Here is a 15125-nt window from a genome sequence, read left to right on the forward strand (position 1 = left end):
TTTATGGTCAATAAAATACATTTAAAGTGAGTCGAGTGACTGTTTATTTCGTTTGCCCCATTGAATCGGTTTTTGCACCATTTGTGCCAATAAAATTCCACACAATGTCAGACCACCACCAACCAAATGGAAAACTTGCAGCTGTTCTCCGAGCAACGCCACTGCAATCAAAGCAGTAAAAATCGGCAATAAATTCATAAAAATACTATTCTTATTCGGTCCTAAATGCCTTACCCCCTCAATCCATAAATAAGACAACAAAATAGACGAGAAAATGCTGGCATATAAAATTAAAGGAATGGTGTGTTGATTCAACTGCATTTGAGAAGCAGGTAAAAAAATGAAAAAAGGTAAAACATATAGGATTGCAAAAGTAGACATCACAAAATTTGCTTGCCACGCAGGGATCGGCATTTTCCAACGCTTTAACAGGACGCCATATAGCGCATAACCGATTGATGCAATAAGCATCAAGGCATCACCAAGATGCATACCTTGAGTAAACACCTGAGCAATATGTCCATGACTCAATAAGTACAAAATACCATAAAAAGACAATAAGCCCCCGATCACCAAACCATAACTCACCTGATCTTTTAAAATCCAAGTACTTAAAATAATTGTCAATAAGGGAATCAGCGCTGTGACAATCGACATATTGGTTGCGGTCGTGGTAGCAGCAGCCTGATAAGATAAAAACTGAAATAATGAGACTGATAGAAAGCCACCTAAAGCCAAGTGCTTCCAGTATTGAGCAATGACTTTACGATTTTTCCATGTCGGAATCAGAACAAAAGTACTCATCACAGCCAATGCAAAGACCAATCGATAAAATGTAATCGCTATCGGTGAAATTGCATGGCTCGCCATTTTGGACACAATGACATTTCCAGCCCAAAACAAAATGGCAAACAAGGGATAGAAATATGCTTTTTGGAACATAAGCTTCTGCCTATACAGAAAGAAGCAATCATGTTAAAAAATATTGATTTCGAGCTTGTACGACAAAATGACAAAAATTATCGAGAAAAGGACACTTTATTTATGATAGGCACAGGGTCATATTGAAAATAAAACCAAACATTCAAATATGGAGGTAGGTCGTTGGGCAATAATTACGATCATGGATTTTTAGATTATCCTGTATATGCATTTACTGAAAACTATAGTCACGGTCATGTAGAAGATTGGCACAGCCATGATCGAGTTCAGCTCATTCATACGCTTACTGGTGTGATTCGAGTACAAACCACAGAGGGAACTTGGGTTACACCTCCTGGACGTGGCGTATGGATTCCTGCCTATCAGCTTCATGCCTTGCACATCAGTGGTGATGTACAAGCCTATGGCGTATTTATCGAACCTGATGCACGTGATCAATTGGTGAATCATTGTCGTGTCGTGAGTATTTCTCCACTGCTCAAAGAGTTGATTCGTCATGCCATGCAGATTCAAAGCCCAATTCAGCCACACAGTCGAGAACAGCGATTACTTGAGTTGATTTTAGATGAAGTGGCACTACTAAATGTACTGCCTTTTAACTTGCCCGAACCGCAAAATATTAAACTGCAAAAACTTTGCGTTGCTATTAAAAATGATCTGGCTCAGGATTGGAGCTTAGCGCATGCCGCAGCACTTTTGCATATCAGCCCCAAAACCCTTACACGACATTTTCAAAAAGAAACCCAAATGCATTTTAGTCATTGGGTTCGCCAAGCCCGCTTGATGCAAGCAATGATTGATCTCGCAATGAATAAGTCAATTTTCAATGTTGCTTTAGATTTAGGTTATGACAGTGCAAGTGCTTTTAGTGCCATGTTTAAACGAGAGACCAGTTTAACGCCCAGTGAATATATTCAACAGTTTCAGTCTGACTCACTCTAAACACGGTCATCAAGTTTTAGCACCATCATCGACATAACGACTACAGCTATTTATAAATGTTCGCTTTAACTTTTTTGCTCAAATATATCAGCACTTAAAAGCTGTAATTTCTCCACATAATACATACCATCAAAAAAAGCGCCCTAAGGCGCTTTTTAATTGTGGTCATTACTTCGCACTATACCAATCAAATAGATTAAATAAGTAAGGTGCATAGGTCACGATCATTAAGGCAGAGAACAAGACCACGATTGGTAAGATCCAACGCTCATAACGATAATAGAAGCTGGTATATTTTGCTTTCGCTTCAGCGTCAGCGGCGGCGACTTCAGCATCGCCCACAGAGAGCCTCGTCAGCAAATGATTCAGTGCAACTGGTGGCGTCACATAACCGAACTCGAATGCAACCAATACAATCATCCAGAAGTGGATTGGATGGATACCATTATCAAATGCAACTGGCGCAATCGTTGCAGCAACAAGAATCACCGCACCGAATGGATCTGTCGTCATCCCGATCATTGCAAGCAATAACGCCATAAAGCCAAGCGTTACCAAGATACTGCCCAGATGCGTTGGAACCATGGTCACGATTTCGCTACGCTCAATCAAACCACCCACACTTGCAGACAATGCCATCAGGATAATCAGCGCACCAATATGTCCTACACTCTCAGAGGTCGCAAAACGAATCGCACTGCGGAAACCACGCTTAGTTTCTGCGGTATCTCCATGCTCACGTAAGTACTCTGAATTCTTTTCATGTTCCAGTGCAAGTGCTTTATTTGGATTTTCCGGAATTGGTAATTTATTGCCAAATAATTTATCAAACAAGATAAATGCCAACAGCATGATTGGAAGAATAACAGGTGCAGTAAACTCATCCATTTGCGTGTCTAAACCGAACTTATAGAAGCCGATCACAACTGCAACAATCAAAATATATGGGATCACAGGTAAGAATGCCCGCAACATACCTGGAACTGCAACTTTTGGTGAGTTAATGCGGAATTTATTCTCTGCAAGGAACAATGACACCCCGAGGAAAATAAATGCAGTTAACCAGAATACATAGATACCGTGATCAAATAACTCATCAGAAGTGACATGACGGCTATCAAGCATCGAAATTAAAATCACCAACAGACATGGACGTAATACCACACCCAATGAACCTGACATTGCTGAAACAGCCAATGCATATTGACGGCGTGCACCAGAATTCCATACTTCTTTATAGATGATCGCACCCGCGGCAACAACGAAGATACCCGATGCGCCAGTATAGGCTGTAGGAATTGCAGCACCAATCAAAATGATCCAAGTCAATGTTTCTGGCGCCAAGTTCCATGGGCGTAAAATCGCCAAGAACAAGTCCATGACTCGGGTTTGAGTCAGTAACATCCCCGCCCAAATGAACAGCGCTAAGTTCAGGAAGATATTAGAGAACTCAGTCAATAAGCCAAGGTAAATCCCTTGTCCCATTGGATAGTCCATAAAGAATGTAAAGGCAATACCCGTTACAATCGCCATGAAGGCATATAAAGGAATGCTGAGCAGTGCCAGTCCAAAATTCCCACCTTCTTCGGCTGTTTCAGGTGTGCGGAATAATTTATACAGGCTAATCACGGTGAGGACGGTAAATAGAATCATCCACAACCAGTAGACACCGATGGTTTCCAGTGTAGATTCTACACCTGAGTTTTGTACGGAACGATACTGGCTAATTACCGAGAAACTGAGCAATGCATTACCAAGCACCATTGCAACGTTATAAACTTTAAAATCAAGTTTGGTTCGTGCAGGGCGTAAACCAATATGATGCATTTTTAATGATGCTGTGATTGCAGCAATCACCACCATTAAAATTAAAATCAGGACGCGATGTTCAGAGCCCCATTTCAATATCCAGAAAAAGCCCGTTTCCATTGAACGATAAGTACGAATGGATGGATGATCTTCCATATGCTTCATTGACTTATCATAGAACGCATATTTTTGTTCACAATCAGTCTGGGCTGAAACAAATGACGCTCGGACATCCGCCTCAGGTGTTAACCCGAAAAACGCAGCATCAGGATCACTGGCTTCCTGTTGCATTTTTTCTTTTACCAGCTTATCGATGTCTAGATTGCGATCACATGAAGGTTGTTTTGGTTCGGCACGTAAAAAGGAATATTGCATTCCTATTTTTTCGTCTCCATACAGGCGTTCGCCTAAACGGAGCATTTGCCCATGGATCATATCCCCTGTCCCAATAATCAAGGTCAGCAGGAGTAGAATAAGGATGGAAAAGGTTGAGAACCACTCATTCCAGAGATAACTGAGTAGACCTAATCCCGATCTATTATTTACAGGTTCTTGCATTGTTATTCCAGTTTTAAAACCACTATGCAATTGCTTGCATAACTTATCTTTATTATTAGGTCAGAGGTAAAATCCTTTACCAATACCCATTCCTATCGGTACATCTTAAATTTGCCGTAATTTTCCTAGAAAAAACATGACAAAGATTAATTTTTTTGGCGACCTTTTTGTCAACTCACCTCTAAATTTATAATTTAATATGAGAAAAAATCAGTGTTTATCTATTATTCTTACTAAAATACGCTGAATGCCTGAAGAATCAAGAACAAAAGCAGATCAAAATTAATCAATTGTAAGAAGTTAATATTTTTGTCTCCACTTACAATATTACTTATTCTTTAAAACATTAAAATGAAAAACCAAAGTTAAAATTGAACAAATACTGCCAAAAATGACACCTAGTAAATGAGCCTGCGTCAATACAGGATGACCAATCAATTGTTCTGTTTGTAGAGCGCCAAAGCGATATTCCCAAGCTATTTTTCCAAGGATGAGTAAGAGTAGCAATGCAGCAAATTTATGTTCCTGTGGTTGTTGCAAACTCACAATTGCACAAAAAATAAATAAACCATGCAAAACACCTGACAAGCCTGCATAAGCGAAAATCTGAGGATAAAATAGATAGAAACAAAGACTGAGTAAAGGTGATAAAACCAGCAATAATAAGATTAAGACTTTTTGTTGAATGTTGGGAAATAGCAAAGGGAGACATGCCAAAGCCAACACATTTAAGCCATAATGAATCCATCCCACATGTACCCAATGCCCTGTCCACCAACGCCAAGGTTGAGTCAGAAATAAGTCTGATTGATAAATCAAGGTATTTTGAAAAAGCTGAAGAACTGCAAAAAAAGTGATGCTTAAACCAATAAACCAAAAATTCTCATTATGCTTCTGTTGGACCATACGACACCATAAAAAAGAAGAGCTATTGCTCTTCTTTGATTCTAACCAATCTATTCATTAGAAAGAAAATGAATGTTATGGATTATTTGCGGGTTCTTCTGTAGATGGAGCAGGATCTTCTGTTGGCGCAGGTAAGTCATTGAATAACTCGTCATCACCAGAGGAAGCTTGTTCATCCCAGAAAGTAGACATACCATCATCTGGCGCACGTACACCTGTGTTTTCAGTCCAGTAACGATCTGCGATACCTTGGATCATCTGACCTGCCATACCATCTAACAATCTAAATTCAGGGTTAACAGGCTTATCATCAGCACGAGATGCAGCATAAGCTTTTAACGCAGATCGCAATTTTGCGTCATCACCGCTGGCTTGAGCAGCCACAGCATTCATTGCAAATGCCAAACGAACGCCTTTTTGTTCTGCAATTTGCATAGATTGTTGTAAGGTTTGTGTCGGATCTGGCTTACCATCTCCTGCACCTGGTAACAAGATCCAAATTACAGCACGGGTCGCCATTGGCGCACCCCAGAATTTGTTATTGTCTAAACATGTCATACCACGTTCAACTATTGCAGCAATATCTTTAGGCACATTCACTGCACCGCCAGAGTTAATATCATTGGTCATAGCCTGCAAGCCACTCAGTAAACCAATGAGATAGATGGTTTGATCTAAGTCCTTACGCATGGTTGGACAAGAGTCACCCAAGGTATATTTATATTTGGCTTGCCAACGTTCTGCAAATAACTGATAACCCGTGTATTGGCGTTCTGCTGCCAATGCTGCCCAGCGCTTTTGTTCTACACGCGCATCTTGCGCTTCTGTGACTTTACCGTCTTTGGAAGCACGTAAATATCTGAGTTCAGCATCCAAGGCGCGATTTTCTGCACACATTCCCGCAGCGGAATAGAGTAATACTGCCATACGGGTTGGATCTGCCCCCATATCTTTAGTTGCCATGATTGCTGGAGTTAATGCATTGCCAGAATTACACGCCATATCAGTATCATTTCCCGCCAAAATTGGTGGAACGATATGCTTTTCACTAAATCCAAGTGCAACATTGGCGCCTGATTTAACGACATATGAGCATCCTGATAATACAGACGAAGCAATCACAGCGGTCAGCATCAATTGACCAAATTTACGGGCCTTAGACATACTCCTGTCCTCTATATAATTGTGTTTATATCCTTTTTAAATAACAATATCAGATGCATTCTCTGAATAAAAGAGTAATTGCTCTAATTCTATCTGAACAATTTGACAGACTTCCTTGTGTATTCAATTGACCTGATCTTTTTTTTATAGAAATTTTAGGCAAAAAAAAGTAGCATTGCGACGGTTCAGCACATGCTACTTATTAAAAGGTAAACTCTATTGAGAGAGCTTATTGGTTTTAAACTTACTCGCGTTAACTTTGTTATCGTGAGCCTTTTCAATCTGTTCCCTCAGCATAGTTCCTAGTCTTCCAAATATAATTGCAAGCATGATTGCAACCACTAAGAACCAAAACGTATGAATTTCACCCATTTGGAAATTCCTCCTCGCTGTTGGTATTTTTAATTTACAGGTAGAAGTATGTTTTTGAAGAGATAATTGTCAGACAATTGCTGAATTGCACAATTTTTTATCCTTTTGGTCTAACAATGTGAACTAGATTGCCATTTTTTTAATTAAGAAATTGTTTTATCAGGATTAAATTTAACTTTAAAAATTTATATTTGTTAGACAATTATTGAAGTTTGACCCTAGATTTTAAAGATTTCCACGCCAAAATACTCATTTGATCCTGCCAAATAATCAAATTCGCATGTTTTTTTTCATTAAAATACACCACAACATAAAAACTATGATCAATCATGTGTTTGATCTGCACATGCTGTGCTTGTTGTAAATCCGTATATTGAATCACCCATTCAGCTAAATCCAATTGTGCCAAACTTTTTACCTGCCGATGTTTTCTCAACCATTTTAAACTGAGTAATCCCAACAACAGTAACAACAAACACAACCAAATATTCAAAATTTTCAGCCACAGAATAAACATCAATGCTAGGCATAAAAGCTGAAAACCCAGTGCAATCCGACTGGGTCTTAATTCATATCGCTGATGTTGACTTGATTCAGCCATGAACATAATGTTTTAACTTATTGATCAATACTCTTAACTCTGGACGTGGTGGTTCAGAAACCTCCATAAACCAATCAAGTAGGTCTGGATCTTCTTGATCAACCAATTCTTTAAATAAGGCTTTTTCTTGTGCATCCGCTTGTAAGTAATATTGTTTTACATAAGGGTCAAAATAAACATCAATCTCTTTTAGACCACGACGTGCGCGATAAATCACCTTACGCTCTTCTAAACTCATTTCTTCTGACATTTTTTACCCCAATGATTCAGTTCTGGCTTAGTTTACCTTATTCAACATTAATTTCGCGCTAAATTCTTTGAAATGACCAAATTCATCATTTAAAAATAAGTTTTGAGCATTCATCTCATTGCGGCAATTCGACATTTCACCTAATTTCAACTCACTAAAACTCATATGGATATTATAAAAATGCAATCAGGTGCAATTCGACCTCTAAGCAATATGTTGCCACGCCAATTATTTAATTCAGATCACGAGGCTTTTCGTGAAACTGTACGAAAATTTTATGAAAAAGAAGTTGTACCGAATATTGCAAAGTATGAGCAACAACAACATGTCGACCGTGACTTGTGGAATAAGGCTGGTGAGCTGGGTTTACTTTGTGCAACCATGCCTGAAGAATATGGTGGTTATGGAGTAGATCGCCTATACAGCATGATCTTAATTGAAGAACAAGCCTATGCGATGGATTCTTCAACTGGCTTTTCTCTACATTCAGATATCGTTGCCAACTATATCAATAATTTTGGTAATGAAGCGCAAAAGAAACATTGGTTGCCTAAAATGGCATCTGGTGAAACCGTCACTGCAATTGCAATGACTGAACCGGGTACTGGATCTGACTTACAAGGTGTTCGCACTACAGCCGTTCTGGATGGTGATGAATATGTCATCAATGGTTCTAAGATCTTTATTACCAATGGTTATCTTTGTGATATGGCAATTGTGGTCTGTAAAACAGGCAATTCTGATAAAGGTTCGGCAAACCTATCCTTAATTATCGTTGAAGCAGACCGTGCTGGATTTACCAAAGGCAAACCCCTCAATAAAATTGGGATGAAAGGTCAAGACACTTGTGAATTGTTCTTTGAAGATGTGCGAGTCCCGAAAGAAAACCTTTTGGGTATGGAAGGTATGGGCTTCATCATGCTCATGAAAGAGTTGGCTTGGGAACGTATGTTGGTGGCAATTATTTGTCAGGCGGGTGCAGAAGCCGCACTGGCGCATACCGTTCAATATACCAAAGATCGTAAAGCCTTTGGTAAACCGATTGGTGCATTTCAGAATACCCGTTTCAAACTTGCAGAAATGCGCACAGAAATTGATTTCTGCCGTGCTTATCTTGATCGTTGTATGGAATTACAACTTCAAGGAAGCTTAGGGGTCGATGCTGCAGCAGCGGCAAAATATAAAATTTCTGAACTATTTTCAAATGTTGTCGATGAATGTCTACAATTGCATGGTGGCTATGGCTATATGATGGAATATCCAATTGCTCGTGCATATATTGATAATCGTGCAAATCGGATTTATGCAGGAACCAATGAAATTATGAAAGAACTCATTTCACGTTCCTTATAATTGAAATGTTCTAATCAAGGAGCTTCGGCTCCTTTTTCTATAGCCAAGCTTTTTATAATTAAATTTTATCATCACATAAAAAAGGAGCTTACGCTCCTTTTTATTTCCAAATTAAATCAGGAAACCAGTTTAGGCTTTTTTGCTGCTTGCGCTTCCCGTTTGTGAAACTTTAAAACCCCATCATCAAACTTGGCATTTTTAAGCTCTTTACGATCTGCAAGATAATTATTGGTCACTTTCCAAGGCGCATGCTTACCTTGTTTTGGCATAACGTCCGCAGCACGTGCGATATAGCCCGAGCTTAAGCTACCCATCACAGTATCTTCCATTAACTCTGTTGCATCACCTTGAGGAATCACTTCATCATAGCCTTTCTTGTCCATATAATTGACCAGACGACAGATATATTCTGCTGCAATATCAACTTTCAATGTCCATGATGCGTTGATATAACCAATAATCATCGCCATGTTTGGCACATCGCTGACCATTACACCCTGATACAACATATGTTGAGAAGTATTCATTGGCTTATTATCAATAGTAGCTTTAATACCACCTAAAATTTGAATTTCTAAACCTGTTGCCGAAACAATGATGTCTGCATCTAAATGCTTACCAGACTTGAGCTGAATACCTGTTTCAGTGATTCTTTCTATATGATCGGTTTCCACACTGGCTTTACCCGAACGTAAGGTTTTAAATAAATCACTGTCTGGAACGACACATAGACGTTGATCCCAAGGATTATAACTAGGTGTAAAATGCTTAATATCTGTTGTTGAGCCTTTTAACTGACGTTCAATTCGATTCAGTAAAAAACTTCTAACAATTTTTGGTTGGCTCTGTGCCAAAGCATATAAACCACGTTGAATACCAATGTTACGTGCGCGAGTCAATTTATAGGCAATATCTTCTGGTAAAACTTTACGCATCTTGTCATAAACAAAATCAATTGATGGAATAGACGCAACATAAGTCGGTGAGCGTTGTAACATGGTCACATGACCTGCTCCACCTTTAGCCATTGCAGGAACTAAAGTAATGGCAGTTGCCCCACTACCAATAATCACTACTTTTTTACCTGTGTAATCTAAGTTTTCTGGCCAAAATTGTGGATTAACGAATTCACCTTTAAAATCATTTTTACCTGGATAGTCGGGTTGATACCCTTGATCGTAATTATAATAACCTGTACAGCCAACTACGAAGTTTGCGACCCAAGTTTGTAATTTTTGATTTTCATCTTCAATTTCTACAATCCATTTTTTAATTGAAGAATCATAATTTGCAGTACGCACACGATGATTAAAATGAATTTTATCTTTTAACTTAAACTCTTCAACAACTTCTGCAACATAACCTTTGATTGATGCGCCATCAGCTAATACATTGGCTTTTTGCCATGGTTTAAAATTAAAACCAAATGTAGACATATCTGAGTCAGAGCGAATACCAGGATATTTAAATAAATCCCACGTACCACCGAAGCTTGCACGACGTTCAATAATTTCAAATGAACGTTGTGGCGAGTTTTTAGAAAGATGTGCAGCAACACCGATACCAGAGATACCTGCGCCAACGATAAGAATATCAACTTGCTTTTCCATGTTCTTTTTATAACCTTTTTAAGAGTACATTTTTATTAAAGCATAAATTTGACAATACGCAATGTCAAGTTTGAATTTTTCTGACGAAATTTATGTCAATTGAGGACAAATTCAAAAAATTGTCTAACAATACAGGCACAAAAAAAGGTCGGTGAGACACCGACCTTTTTCGAACAACCGATTGTTCTATGACGTAAGTAATTAGTTTACTTCACGATCCACAAGCTCTACATAAGCCATCGGCGCAGCATCACCTGCACGGAAACCAGCTTTAAGAACACGTAGATAACCGCCGTTACGTTCTTTGTAACGAGGGCCAAGAACGGTAAATAATTTACCAACTGTTGCTGCTGAACGAGTACGAGCAAACGCTAAACGACGGTTTGCTACAGTATCGTTTTTAGCTAAAGTGATTAAAGGCTCAGCTACACGACGTAATTCTTTTGCTTTAGGCACAGTCGTTTTGATTAACTCGTGCTCAAACAAAGAATTCGCCATGTTTTGGAACATCGCTTTACGATGGCTGCTGGTACGGCCTAATTTCACACCACTATTACGATGACGCATGGTGATAGTCCTACTTAATTAACGGCTACGATAGGCGAAACGATCGTCCATACGGAGACTAGCTGGTGGCCAGTTCTCTAAACGCATGCCGAGCTGTAAGCCCTTAGAAGCCAGAACATCTTTGATCTCAGTAAGCGATTTCTTACCAAGGTTAGGAGTTTTAAGCAACTCAACCTCAGTACGCTGTACTAGATCACCAATGTAGTAAATATTTTCTGCTTTCAAACAGTTAGCAGAACGAACAGTAAGCTCTAGATCATCAACTGGACGAAGCAAGATTGGATCAACTTCTTCACGTGGCTCTTGAGCAACTGGAGCTTGATCTTTCTGAAGATCAACAAAAATTGCAATTTGTTGTTGCAAGATTGTTGCCGCTTTGCGGATCGCTTCTTCAGGATCTACTGTTCCATTTGTTTCAAGATCAATGATCAGCTTATCAAGGTCAGTACGTTGTTCTACACGAGCGTTTTCAACTGTGTAAGACACACGTTTGATTGGGCTATAAGAAGCATCTAACTGTAGACGACCTACAGGACGCGTTTCACCTTCAGGGAAACGTGAGTCAGAAGTTTCATAACCACGACCTTGAGAAACTTTCAAGCGCATTTTTAATGAGCCTGAAGCACTTAAAGTACCGATCAAATGTTCAGGGTTAACCACTTCAACATTATGCGGTAAGCGAAGATCAGCAGCAGTTACATCGCCAGGACCTTGCTTTTCCAATGTTAAATATGCTTCGTTTTGATCGAACAGCTTAATAGACAATCCTTTTAGGTTCAGCAAGAGCTCGACGATGTCCTGCTGCAAGCCTTCTAAAGTACTGTACTCGTGCTCGACACCCTCTATTTCAACTTCTACCACAGCAGCGCCAGGTAAAGAAGACAATAGGATGCGACGTAAAGCATTACCAAGAGTATGACCGAAGCCACGCTCTAATGGTTCAAGAATCACTTTTGCCGAGGTCCCGCTTGCCGCTTCGACCTTGATCGCTTGCGGAGTTAGAAACTCGTTTGCAGTACGCGTCATTATTGCTACCTCAAGGATTATTTAGAATACAATTCTACAATCAAGCTTTCGTTGATTTCAGCAGGTAAATCAGAACGATCAGGTGCAGCTTTAAATGTACCTTCAAGTTTTGAATGATCTACGTCAATCCAAGCAGCTGTGCCACGTTGAGCAGCTAATTCAATTGCGTTTTTGATACGTAATTGTTGTTTAGCGCTTTCGTGAACTGCAATCACGTCACCCGCTTTAACTTGGATAGACGCGATGTTAACACGACGACCATTTAAAGTGATTGAACGGTGAGATACCAGCTGACGAGCTTCTGCACGTGTAGAACCAAAACCCATGCGATAAACAACGTTATCGAGGCGGCTTTCAAGCAATTTCAACAAGTTTTCACCAGTTGCGCCTTTAACACGAGCAGCTTCTTTGTAGTAATTACTAAATTGACGCTCTAAAACACCGTACATACGACGTACTTTTTGTTTTTCACGTAATTGTAGTGAATACTCAGATTGTTTAGCACGGCTTTGGCCATGTTGACCAGGAGCTTTAGCAGATTTTTTTGTTTTGACGTCAAAAGGTTTAACGCCAGATTTTAATTGCAGGTCTGTCCCTTCGCGGCGAGAGAGTTTGCATTTTGGACCAATATAACGAGCCATGAATGTTTCTCCTTACACGCGACGTTTTTTAGGTGGACGGCAACCGTTGTGCGGAATCGGAGTCACATCGGTAATGCTGTTAATTTTATAACCCACTGCACCTAATGCACGAACCGCAGATTCACGACCTGGACCAGGACCTTTAACAAGGACGTCCAAGTTTTTCAAACCGTAATCTAAAGCAGCTTTACCAGCAACTTCAGCAGCTACCTGAGCAGCAAACGGAGTTGATTTACGTGATCCACGGAAGCCTTGTCCACCTGAAGTAGCCCAAGCCAATGCATTACCTTGACGATCAGTAATCGTAACAATGGTGTTATTAAAAGAAGCGTGAATGTGTGCAACACCTTCAGAGACGGTACGAGTGACCTTCTTGCGTGTGCGAGTATCTTTAGCCATCTTTTAGCTTCCAGAAATCTTATTTCTTAATAGGTTTGCGCGGACCTTTACGGGTACGTGCGTTAGTTTTGGTGCGTTGTCCACGAACAGGCAAGCTGCGACGATGACGAAGACCGCGGTAGCAGCCTAAATCCATTAAACGTTTAATGTTCATGGAAATTTCGCGACGTAAGTCACCTTCGGTAGGAACCTTAGCAACTTCAGCACGAATCGCATCAAGCTGAGCGTCATCTAATTCACGGATTTTAGTCGTAGTTGCAATACCAGCAGCAGCTAAGATGCTCTTAGCAGTGTGGCGACCAATACCAAAAATATACGTGAGAGAGATAACAGCATGCTTGTTATCCGGAATGTTTACACCGGCAATACGAGCCATTCAAATTTCTCCAAAAAGGCAGTAGAGATAATCAACCGCCCCACAAAAATCTTGAGGGGCGGATAATAACCTAATTAGCCTACTGAAATCAACAGGTCTTAATTAAATTAACCTTGACGCTGCTTATGACGAGGTTCTGCGCTGCAAATTACGCGAATAACCCCATTACGACGGATAACTTTACAGCTACCACAAATTTTCTTTACAGAAGCTTGTACTTTCATGATGAAACCTTCTAAGTGCGCTTATCCCTTAGGATGAGCAGTCGTTTTTCTCATTAACGATTGATTGTCATATTGATGCGAAGTGAGATGGGCTTGAAGCTGAGCCATAAAGTCCATCACAACCACAACCACGATAAGCAATGAGGTACCACCCAAATGGAATGGAATACCGAAAGAGCTTTGTAAAATCATCGGCATTAAACAGATGACCGTGATATAGATTGCACCAATAAACGTCAAACGATTAAGAATATGATCTAAGTAACGAGCAGTTTGCTCACCTGGGCGAATACCAGGTACGTAAGCTCCACTGCGTTTCAAGTTCTCTGATACTTCTTTCGGGCTAAATACAAGCGCCGTATAGAAATAACAGAAAAAGATAATTAACGCACCGAAGAGCACTAAATACAACGGTTGTCCAGGCGATAATACCAATGCCAAATCTTGTAGGCTACGTTTTACAATTCCTGCATTTGGATCAGCACTGCCTAACCATTGTCCTAAACTTGCAGGGAACAACAATAACGAACTTGCGAAAATTGCTGGAATTACCCCTGCCATGTTGATTTTCAATGGCAAATGCGTTTGCTGTGCAGTAAATACACGACGACCTTGCTGTTTTTGTGCATAGTTTACAGGTATGCGACGTTGAGCTTTCTCAATAAACACAATTGCGGCTAAAACAGCAACTGATAGCAATCCAAATACAGCCAAACCAATAAGACTGGATTGACCATTATCTACCGAAGTAAATGCTTGAATCACTAAGTTCGGTAAACCAGCAACAATACCTGCAAAGATAATCATTGAGATACCGTTACCAACACCACGTTCAGTAATCTGCTCACCTAACCACATCAGGAACATAGTACCTGCAACCAACGATGTTAGTGCTGGAACGTAAAAAGCCAGTCCTGAAGTCAAAGTAATCCCTTGACTAATCAGACCAGCACACATCCCGATACCTTGAACCAATGCAAGCAATAGAGTGCCGTAACGCGTATATTGATTGATCTTACGCTTACCTTGCTCGCCTTCTTTCTTCAATGCTTCTAACGAAGGAACCACTGTAGACATTAACTGCACAATAATGGATGCAGAAATGTATGGCATGATCCCTAACGCAAGAATGGACATTCGTTCTAATGCTCCACCCGAGAACATATTAAACAAACCTAAGAAAGTACCTTCATTAGCTTTGAAAAAACGTTCTAGAGCAACATTATCAATACCTGGCAGCGGAATATGCGCTCCTAGTCGAAAGACCACCAATGCACCAATCAAGAACATTAATCGGCGAATAATTTCACGGTATTTCACGTGAAATGGCTGACCTTTCATCATGTTAACATGACCTGTAGAACTAGGAGACATAGTCACTCGCG

At 40.0% G+C, this 15125-nt stretch carries 17 protein-coding genes; 2 read left to right on the top strand and 15 right to left on the bottom strand.

What is annotated here, in order from left to right:
- Positions 1-21 precede the first annotated feature (21 nt).
- Positions 22-942 carry a DMT family transporter gene (locus tag ACINWC743_RS14945; protein WP_009586048.1) on the bottom strand — a complete coding sequence of 307 codons (921 nt, stop codon included), beginning with the start codon at positions 940-942 and terminating at the stop codon, positions 22-24.
- A 162-nt stretch (positions 943-1104) separates the two neighbouring features.
- On the opposite strand from ACINWC743_RS14945, the gene ACINWC743_RS14950 reads away from it, so the two are divergent.
- Positions 1105-1884 carry an AraC family transcriptional regulator gene (locus ACINWC743_RS14950; protein WP_005034115.1) on the top strand — a complete coding sequence of 260 codons (780 nt, stop codon included), beginning with the start codon at positions 1105-1107 and terminating at the stop codon, positions 1882-1884.
- Between the two features lie 168 nt (positions 1885-2052).
- On the opposite strand, the gene ACINWC743_RS14955 is transcribed toward ACINWC743_RS14950, so the two are convergent.
- The 6 genes from ACINWC743_RS14955 to ACINWC743_RS14975 form a co-directional block, all read right to left on the bottom strand.
- The gene (locus ACINWC743_RS14955; protein ID WP_004825161.1) at positions 2053-4251 is read right to left on the bottom strand and encodes a TRAP transporter large permease subunit; all 2199 of its coding nucleotides are present in this window, start codon (positions 4249-4251) and stop codon (positions 2053-2055) included.
- A gap of 327 nt (positions 4252-4578) precedes the next feature.
- Positions 4579-5157: a rhombosortase gene (gene rrtA, locus ACINWC743_RS14960; RefSeq protein WP_009586051.1), complete on the bottom strand. Its 579-nt coding sequence runs from the start codon at positions 5155-5157 to the stop codon at positions 4579-4581.
- Positions 5158-5232: 75 nt separating this feature from the next.
- Positions 5233-6321 carry a hypothetical protein gene (locus ACINWC743_RS14965; RefSeq protein ID WP_004825166.1) on the bottom strand — a complete coding sequence of 363 codons (1089 nt, stop codon included), beginning with the start codon at positions 6319-6321 and terminating at the stop codon, positions 5233-5235.
- 216 nt (positions 6322-6537) lie between these two features.
- Positions 6538-6693 carry a hypothetical protein gene (locus ACINWC743_RS24520; protein WP_004825168.1) on the bottom strand — a complete coding sequence of 52 codons (156 nt, stop codon included), beginning with the start codon at positions 6691-6693 and terminating at the stop codon, positions 6538-6540.
- Between the two features lie 202 nt (positions 6694-6895).
- Positions 6896-7294, bottom strand: a complete 399-nt coding sequence (locus tag ACINWC743_RS14970) for a hypothetical protein (protein WP_009586036.1) — start codon at positions 7292-7294, stop codon at positions 6896-6898.
- The gene (locus tag ACINWC743_RS14975; RefSeq protein WP_004825172.1) at positions 7287-7544 is read right to left on the bottom strand and encodes a succinate dehydrogenase assembly factor 2; all 258 of its coding nucleotides are present in this window, start codon (positions 7542-7544) and stop codon (positions 7287-7289) included. Before ACINWC743_RS14975 ends, ACINWC743_RS14970 begins: the two co-directional genes overlap by 8 nt.
- Before the next feature lie 180 nt (positions 7545-7724).
- Between ACINWC743_RS14975 and ACINWC743_RS14980 the strand changes: the two genes are divergently transcribed.
- A complete protein-coding gene (locus ACINWC743_RS14980) occupies positions 7725-8897 on the top strand; it encodes an acyl-CoA dehydrogenase family protein (protein WP_005034122.1) in 1173 nt (390 codons plus the stop codon).
- A gap of 116 nt (positions 8898-9013) precedes the next feature.
- Here the strand turns inward: ACINWC743_RS14980 and ACINWC743_RS14985 are convergent, their stop codons facing one another.
- The 8 genes from ACINWC743_RS14985 to secY all read right to left on the bottom strand — a co-directional run bounded on the left by ACINWC743_RS14985 (position 9014) and on the right by secY (position 15081).
- Positions 9014-10507, bottom strand: a complete 1494-nt coding sequence (locus ACINWC743_RS14985; protein WP_009586044.1) for a flavin-containing monooxygenase — start codon at positions 10505-10507, stop codon at positions 9014-9016.
- Positions 10508-10708: 201 nt separating this feature from the next.
- Positions 10709-11074, bottom strand: coding sequence for a 50S ribosomal protein L17 (gene rplQ, locus ACINWC743_RS14990; protein ID WP_004281488.1), 366 nt, complete (start codon positions 11072-11074; stop codon positions 10709-10711).
- An 18-nt stretch (positions 11075-11092) separates the two neighbouring features.
- Complete coding sequence (locus tag ACINWC743_RS14995; protein WP_004650465.1) at positions 11093-12100, bottom strand: DNA-directed RNA polymerase subunit alpha; 1008 nt, start codon at positions 12098-12100, stop codon at positions 11093-11095.
- A 17-nt stretch (positions 12101-12117) separates the two neighbouring features.
- The gene (rpsD, locus tag ACINWC743_RS15000; protein ID WP_004825175.1) at positions 12118-12741 is read right to left on the bottom strand and encodes a 30S ribosomal protein S4; all 624 of its coding nucleotides are present in this window, start codon (positions 12739-12741) and stop codon (positions 12118-12120) included.
- Between the two features lie 12 nt (positions 12742-12753).
- Complete coding sequence (gene rpsK / locus ACINWC743_RS15005; protein WP_001040166.1) at positions 12754-13140, bottom strand: 30S ribosomal protein S11; 387 nt, start codon at positions 13138-13140, stop codon at positions 12754-12756.
- A 19-nt stretch (positions 13141-13159) separates the two neighbouring features.
- Positions 13160-13516 (bottom strand): 30S ribosomal protein S13, encoded by a 357-nt coding sequence (gene rpsM, locus ACINWC743_RS15010; RefSeq protein WP_004825176.1) that lies wholly within the window; start codon positions 13514-13516, stop codon positions 13160-13162.
- 107 nt (positions 13517-13623) lie between these two features.
- Positions 13624-13740 (bottom strand): 50S ribosomal protein L36, encoded by a 117-nt coding sequence (rpmJ, locus tag ACINWC743_RS15015; protein ID WP_000867907.1) that lies wholly within the window; start codon positions 13738-13740, stop codon positions 13624-13626.
- Positions 13741-13761: 21 nt separating this feature from the next.
- Positions 13762-15081, bottom strand: a complete 1320-nt coding sequence (secY, locus tag ACINWC743_RS15020; RefSeq protein WP_171064902.1) for a preprotein translocase subunit SecY — start codon at positions 15079-15081, stop codon at positions 13762-13764.
- Positions 15082-15125: the final 44 nt, after the last annotated feature.

The sequence above is a fragment of the Acinetobacter sp. WC-743 genome (assembly GCF_000335555.1).
In the GTDB taxonomy this organism is placed as follows: domain Bacteria; phylum Pseudomonadota; class Gammaproteobacteria; order Pseudomonadales; family Moraxellaceae; genus Acinetobacter; species Acinetobacter bereziniae.

Coding starts and splice junctions, on each gene's coding strand:
- rpsD (WP_004825175.1), bottom strand. CDS start 12,741: ATGGCTCGTTATATTGGTCCAAAATGCAAACTCTCTCGCCGCGAAGGG.
- ACINWC743_RS14985 (WP_009586044.1), bottom strand. CDS start 10,507: ATGGAAAAGCAAGTTGATATTCTTATCGTTGGCGCAGGTATCTCTGGT.
- ACINWC743_RS14980 (WP_005034122.1), top strand. CDS start 7,725: ATGCAATCAGGTGCAATTCGACCTCTAAGCAATATGTTGCCACGCCAA.
- rpmJ (WP_000867907.1), bottom strand. CDS start 13,740: ATGAAAGTACAAGCTTCTGTAAAGAAAATTTGTGGTAGCTGTAAAGTT.
- ACINWC743_RS14965 (WP_004825166.1), bottom strand. CDS start 6,321: ATGTCTAAGGCCCGTAAATTTGGTCAATTGATGCTGACCGCTGTGATT.
- ACINWC743_RS14995 (WP_004650465.1), bottom strand. CDS start 12,100: ATGACGCGTACTGCAAACGAGTTTCTAACTCCGCAAGCGATCAAGGTC.
- ACINWC743_RS14975 (WP_004825172.1), bottom strand. CDS start 7,544: ATGTCAGAAGAAATGAGTTTAGAAGAGCGTAAGGTGATTTATCGCGCA.
- secY (WP_171064902.1), bottom strand. CDS start 15,081: ATGAAAGGTCAGCCATTTCACGTGAAATACCGTGAAATTATTCGCCGA.
- ACINWC743_RS24520 (WP_004825168.1), bottom strand. CDS start 6,693: ATGGGTGAAATTCATACGTTTTGGTTCTTAGTGGTTGCAATCATGCTT.
- ACINWC743_RS14970 (WP_009586036.1), bottom strand. CDS start 7,294: ATGGCTGAATCAAGTCAACATCAGCGATATGAATTAAGACCCAGTCGG.
- rpsK (WP_001040166.1), bottom strand. CDS start 13,140: ATGGCTAAAGATACTCGCACACGCAAGAAGGTCACTCGTACCGTCTCT.
- rpsM (WP_004825176.1), bottom strand. CDS start 13,516: ATGGCTCGTATTGCCGGTGTAAACATTCCGGATAACAAGCATGCTGTT.
- rrtA (WP_009586051.1), bottom strand. CDS start 5,157: ATGGTCCAACAGAAGCATAATGAGAATTTTTGGTTTATTGGTTTAAGC.
- rplQ (WP_004281488.1), bottom strand. CDS start 11,074: ATGCGTCATCGTAATAGTGGTGTGAAATTAGGCCGTACCAGCAGCCAT.
- ACINWC743_RS14955 (WP_004825161.1), bottom strand. CDS start 4,251: ATGCAAGAACCTGTAAATAATAGATCGGGATTAGGTCTACTCAGTTAT.
- ACINWC743_RS14945 (WP_009586048.1), bottom strand. CDS start 942: ATGTTCCAAAAAGCATATTTCTATCCCTTGTTTGCCATTTTGTTTTGG.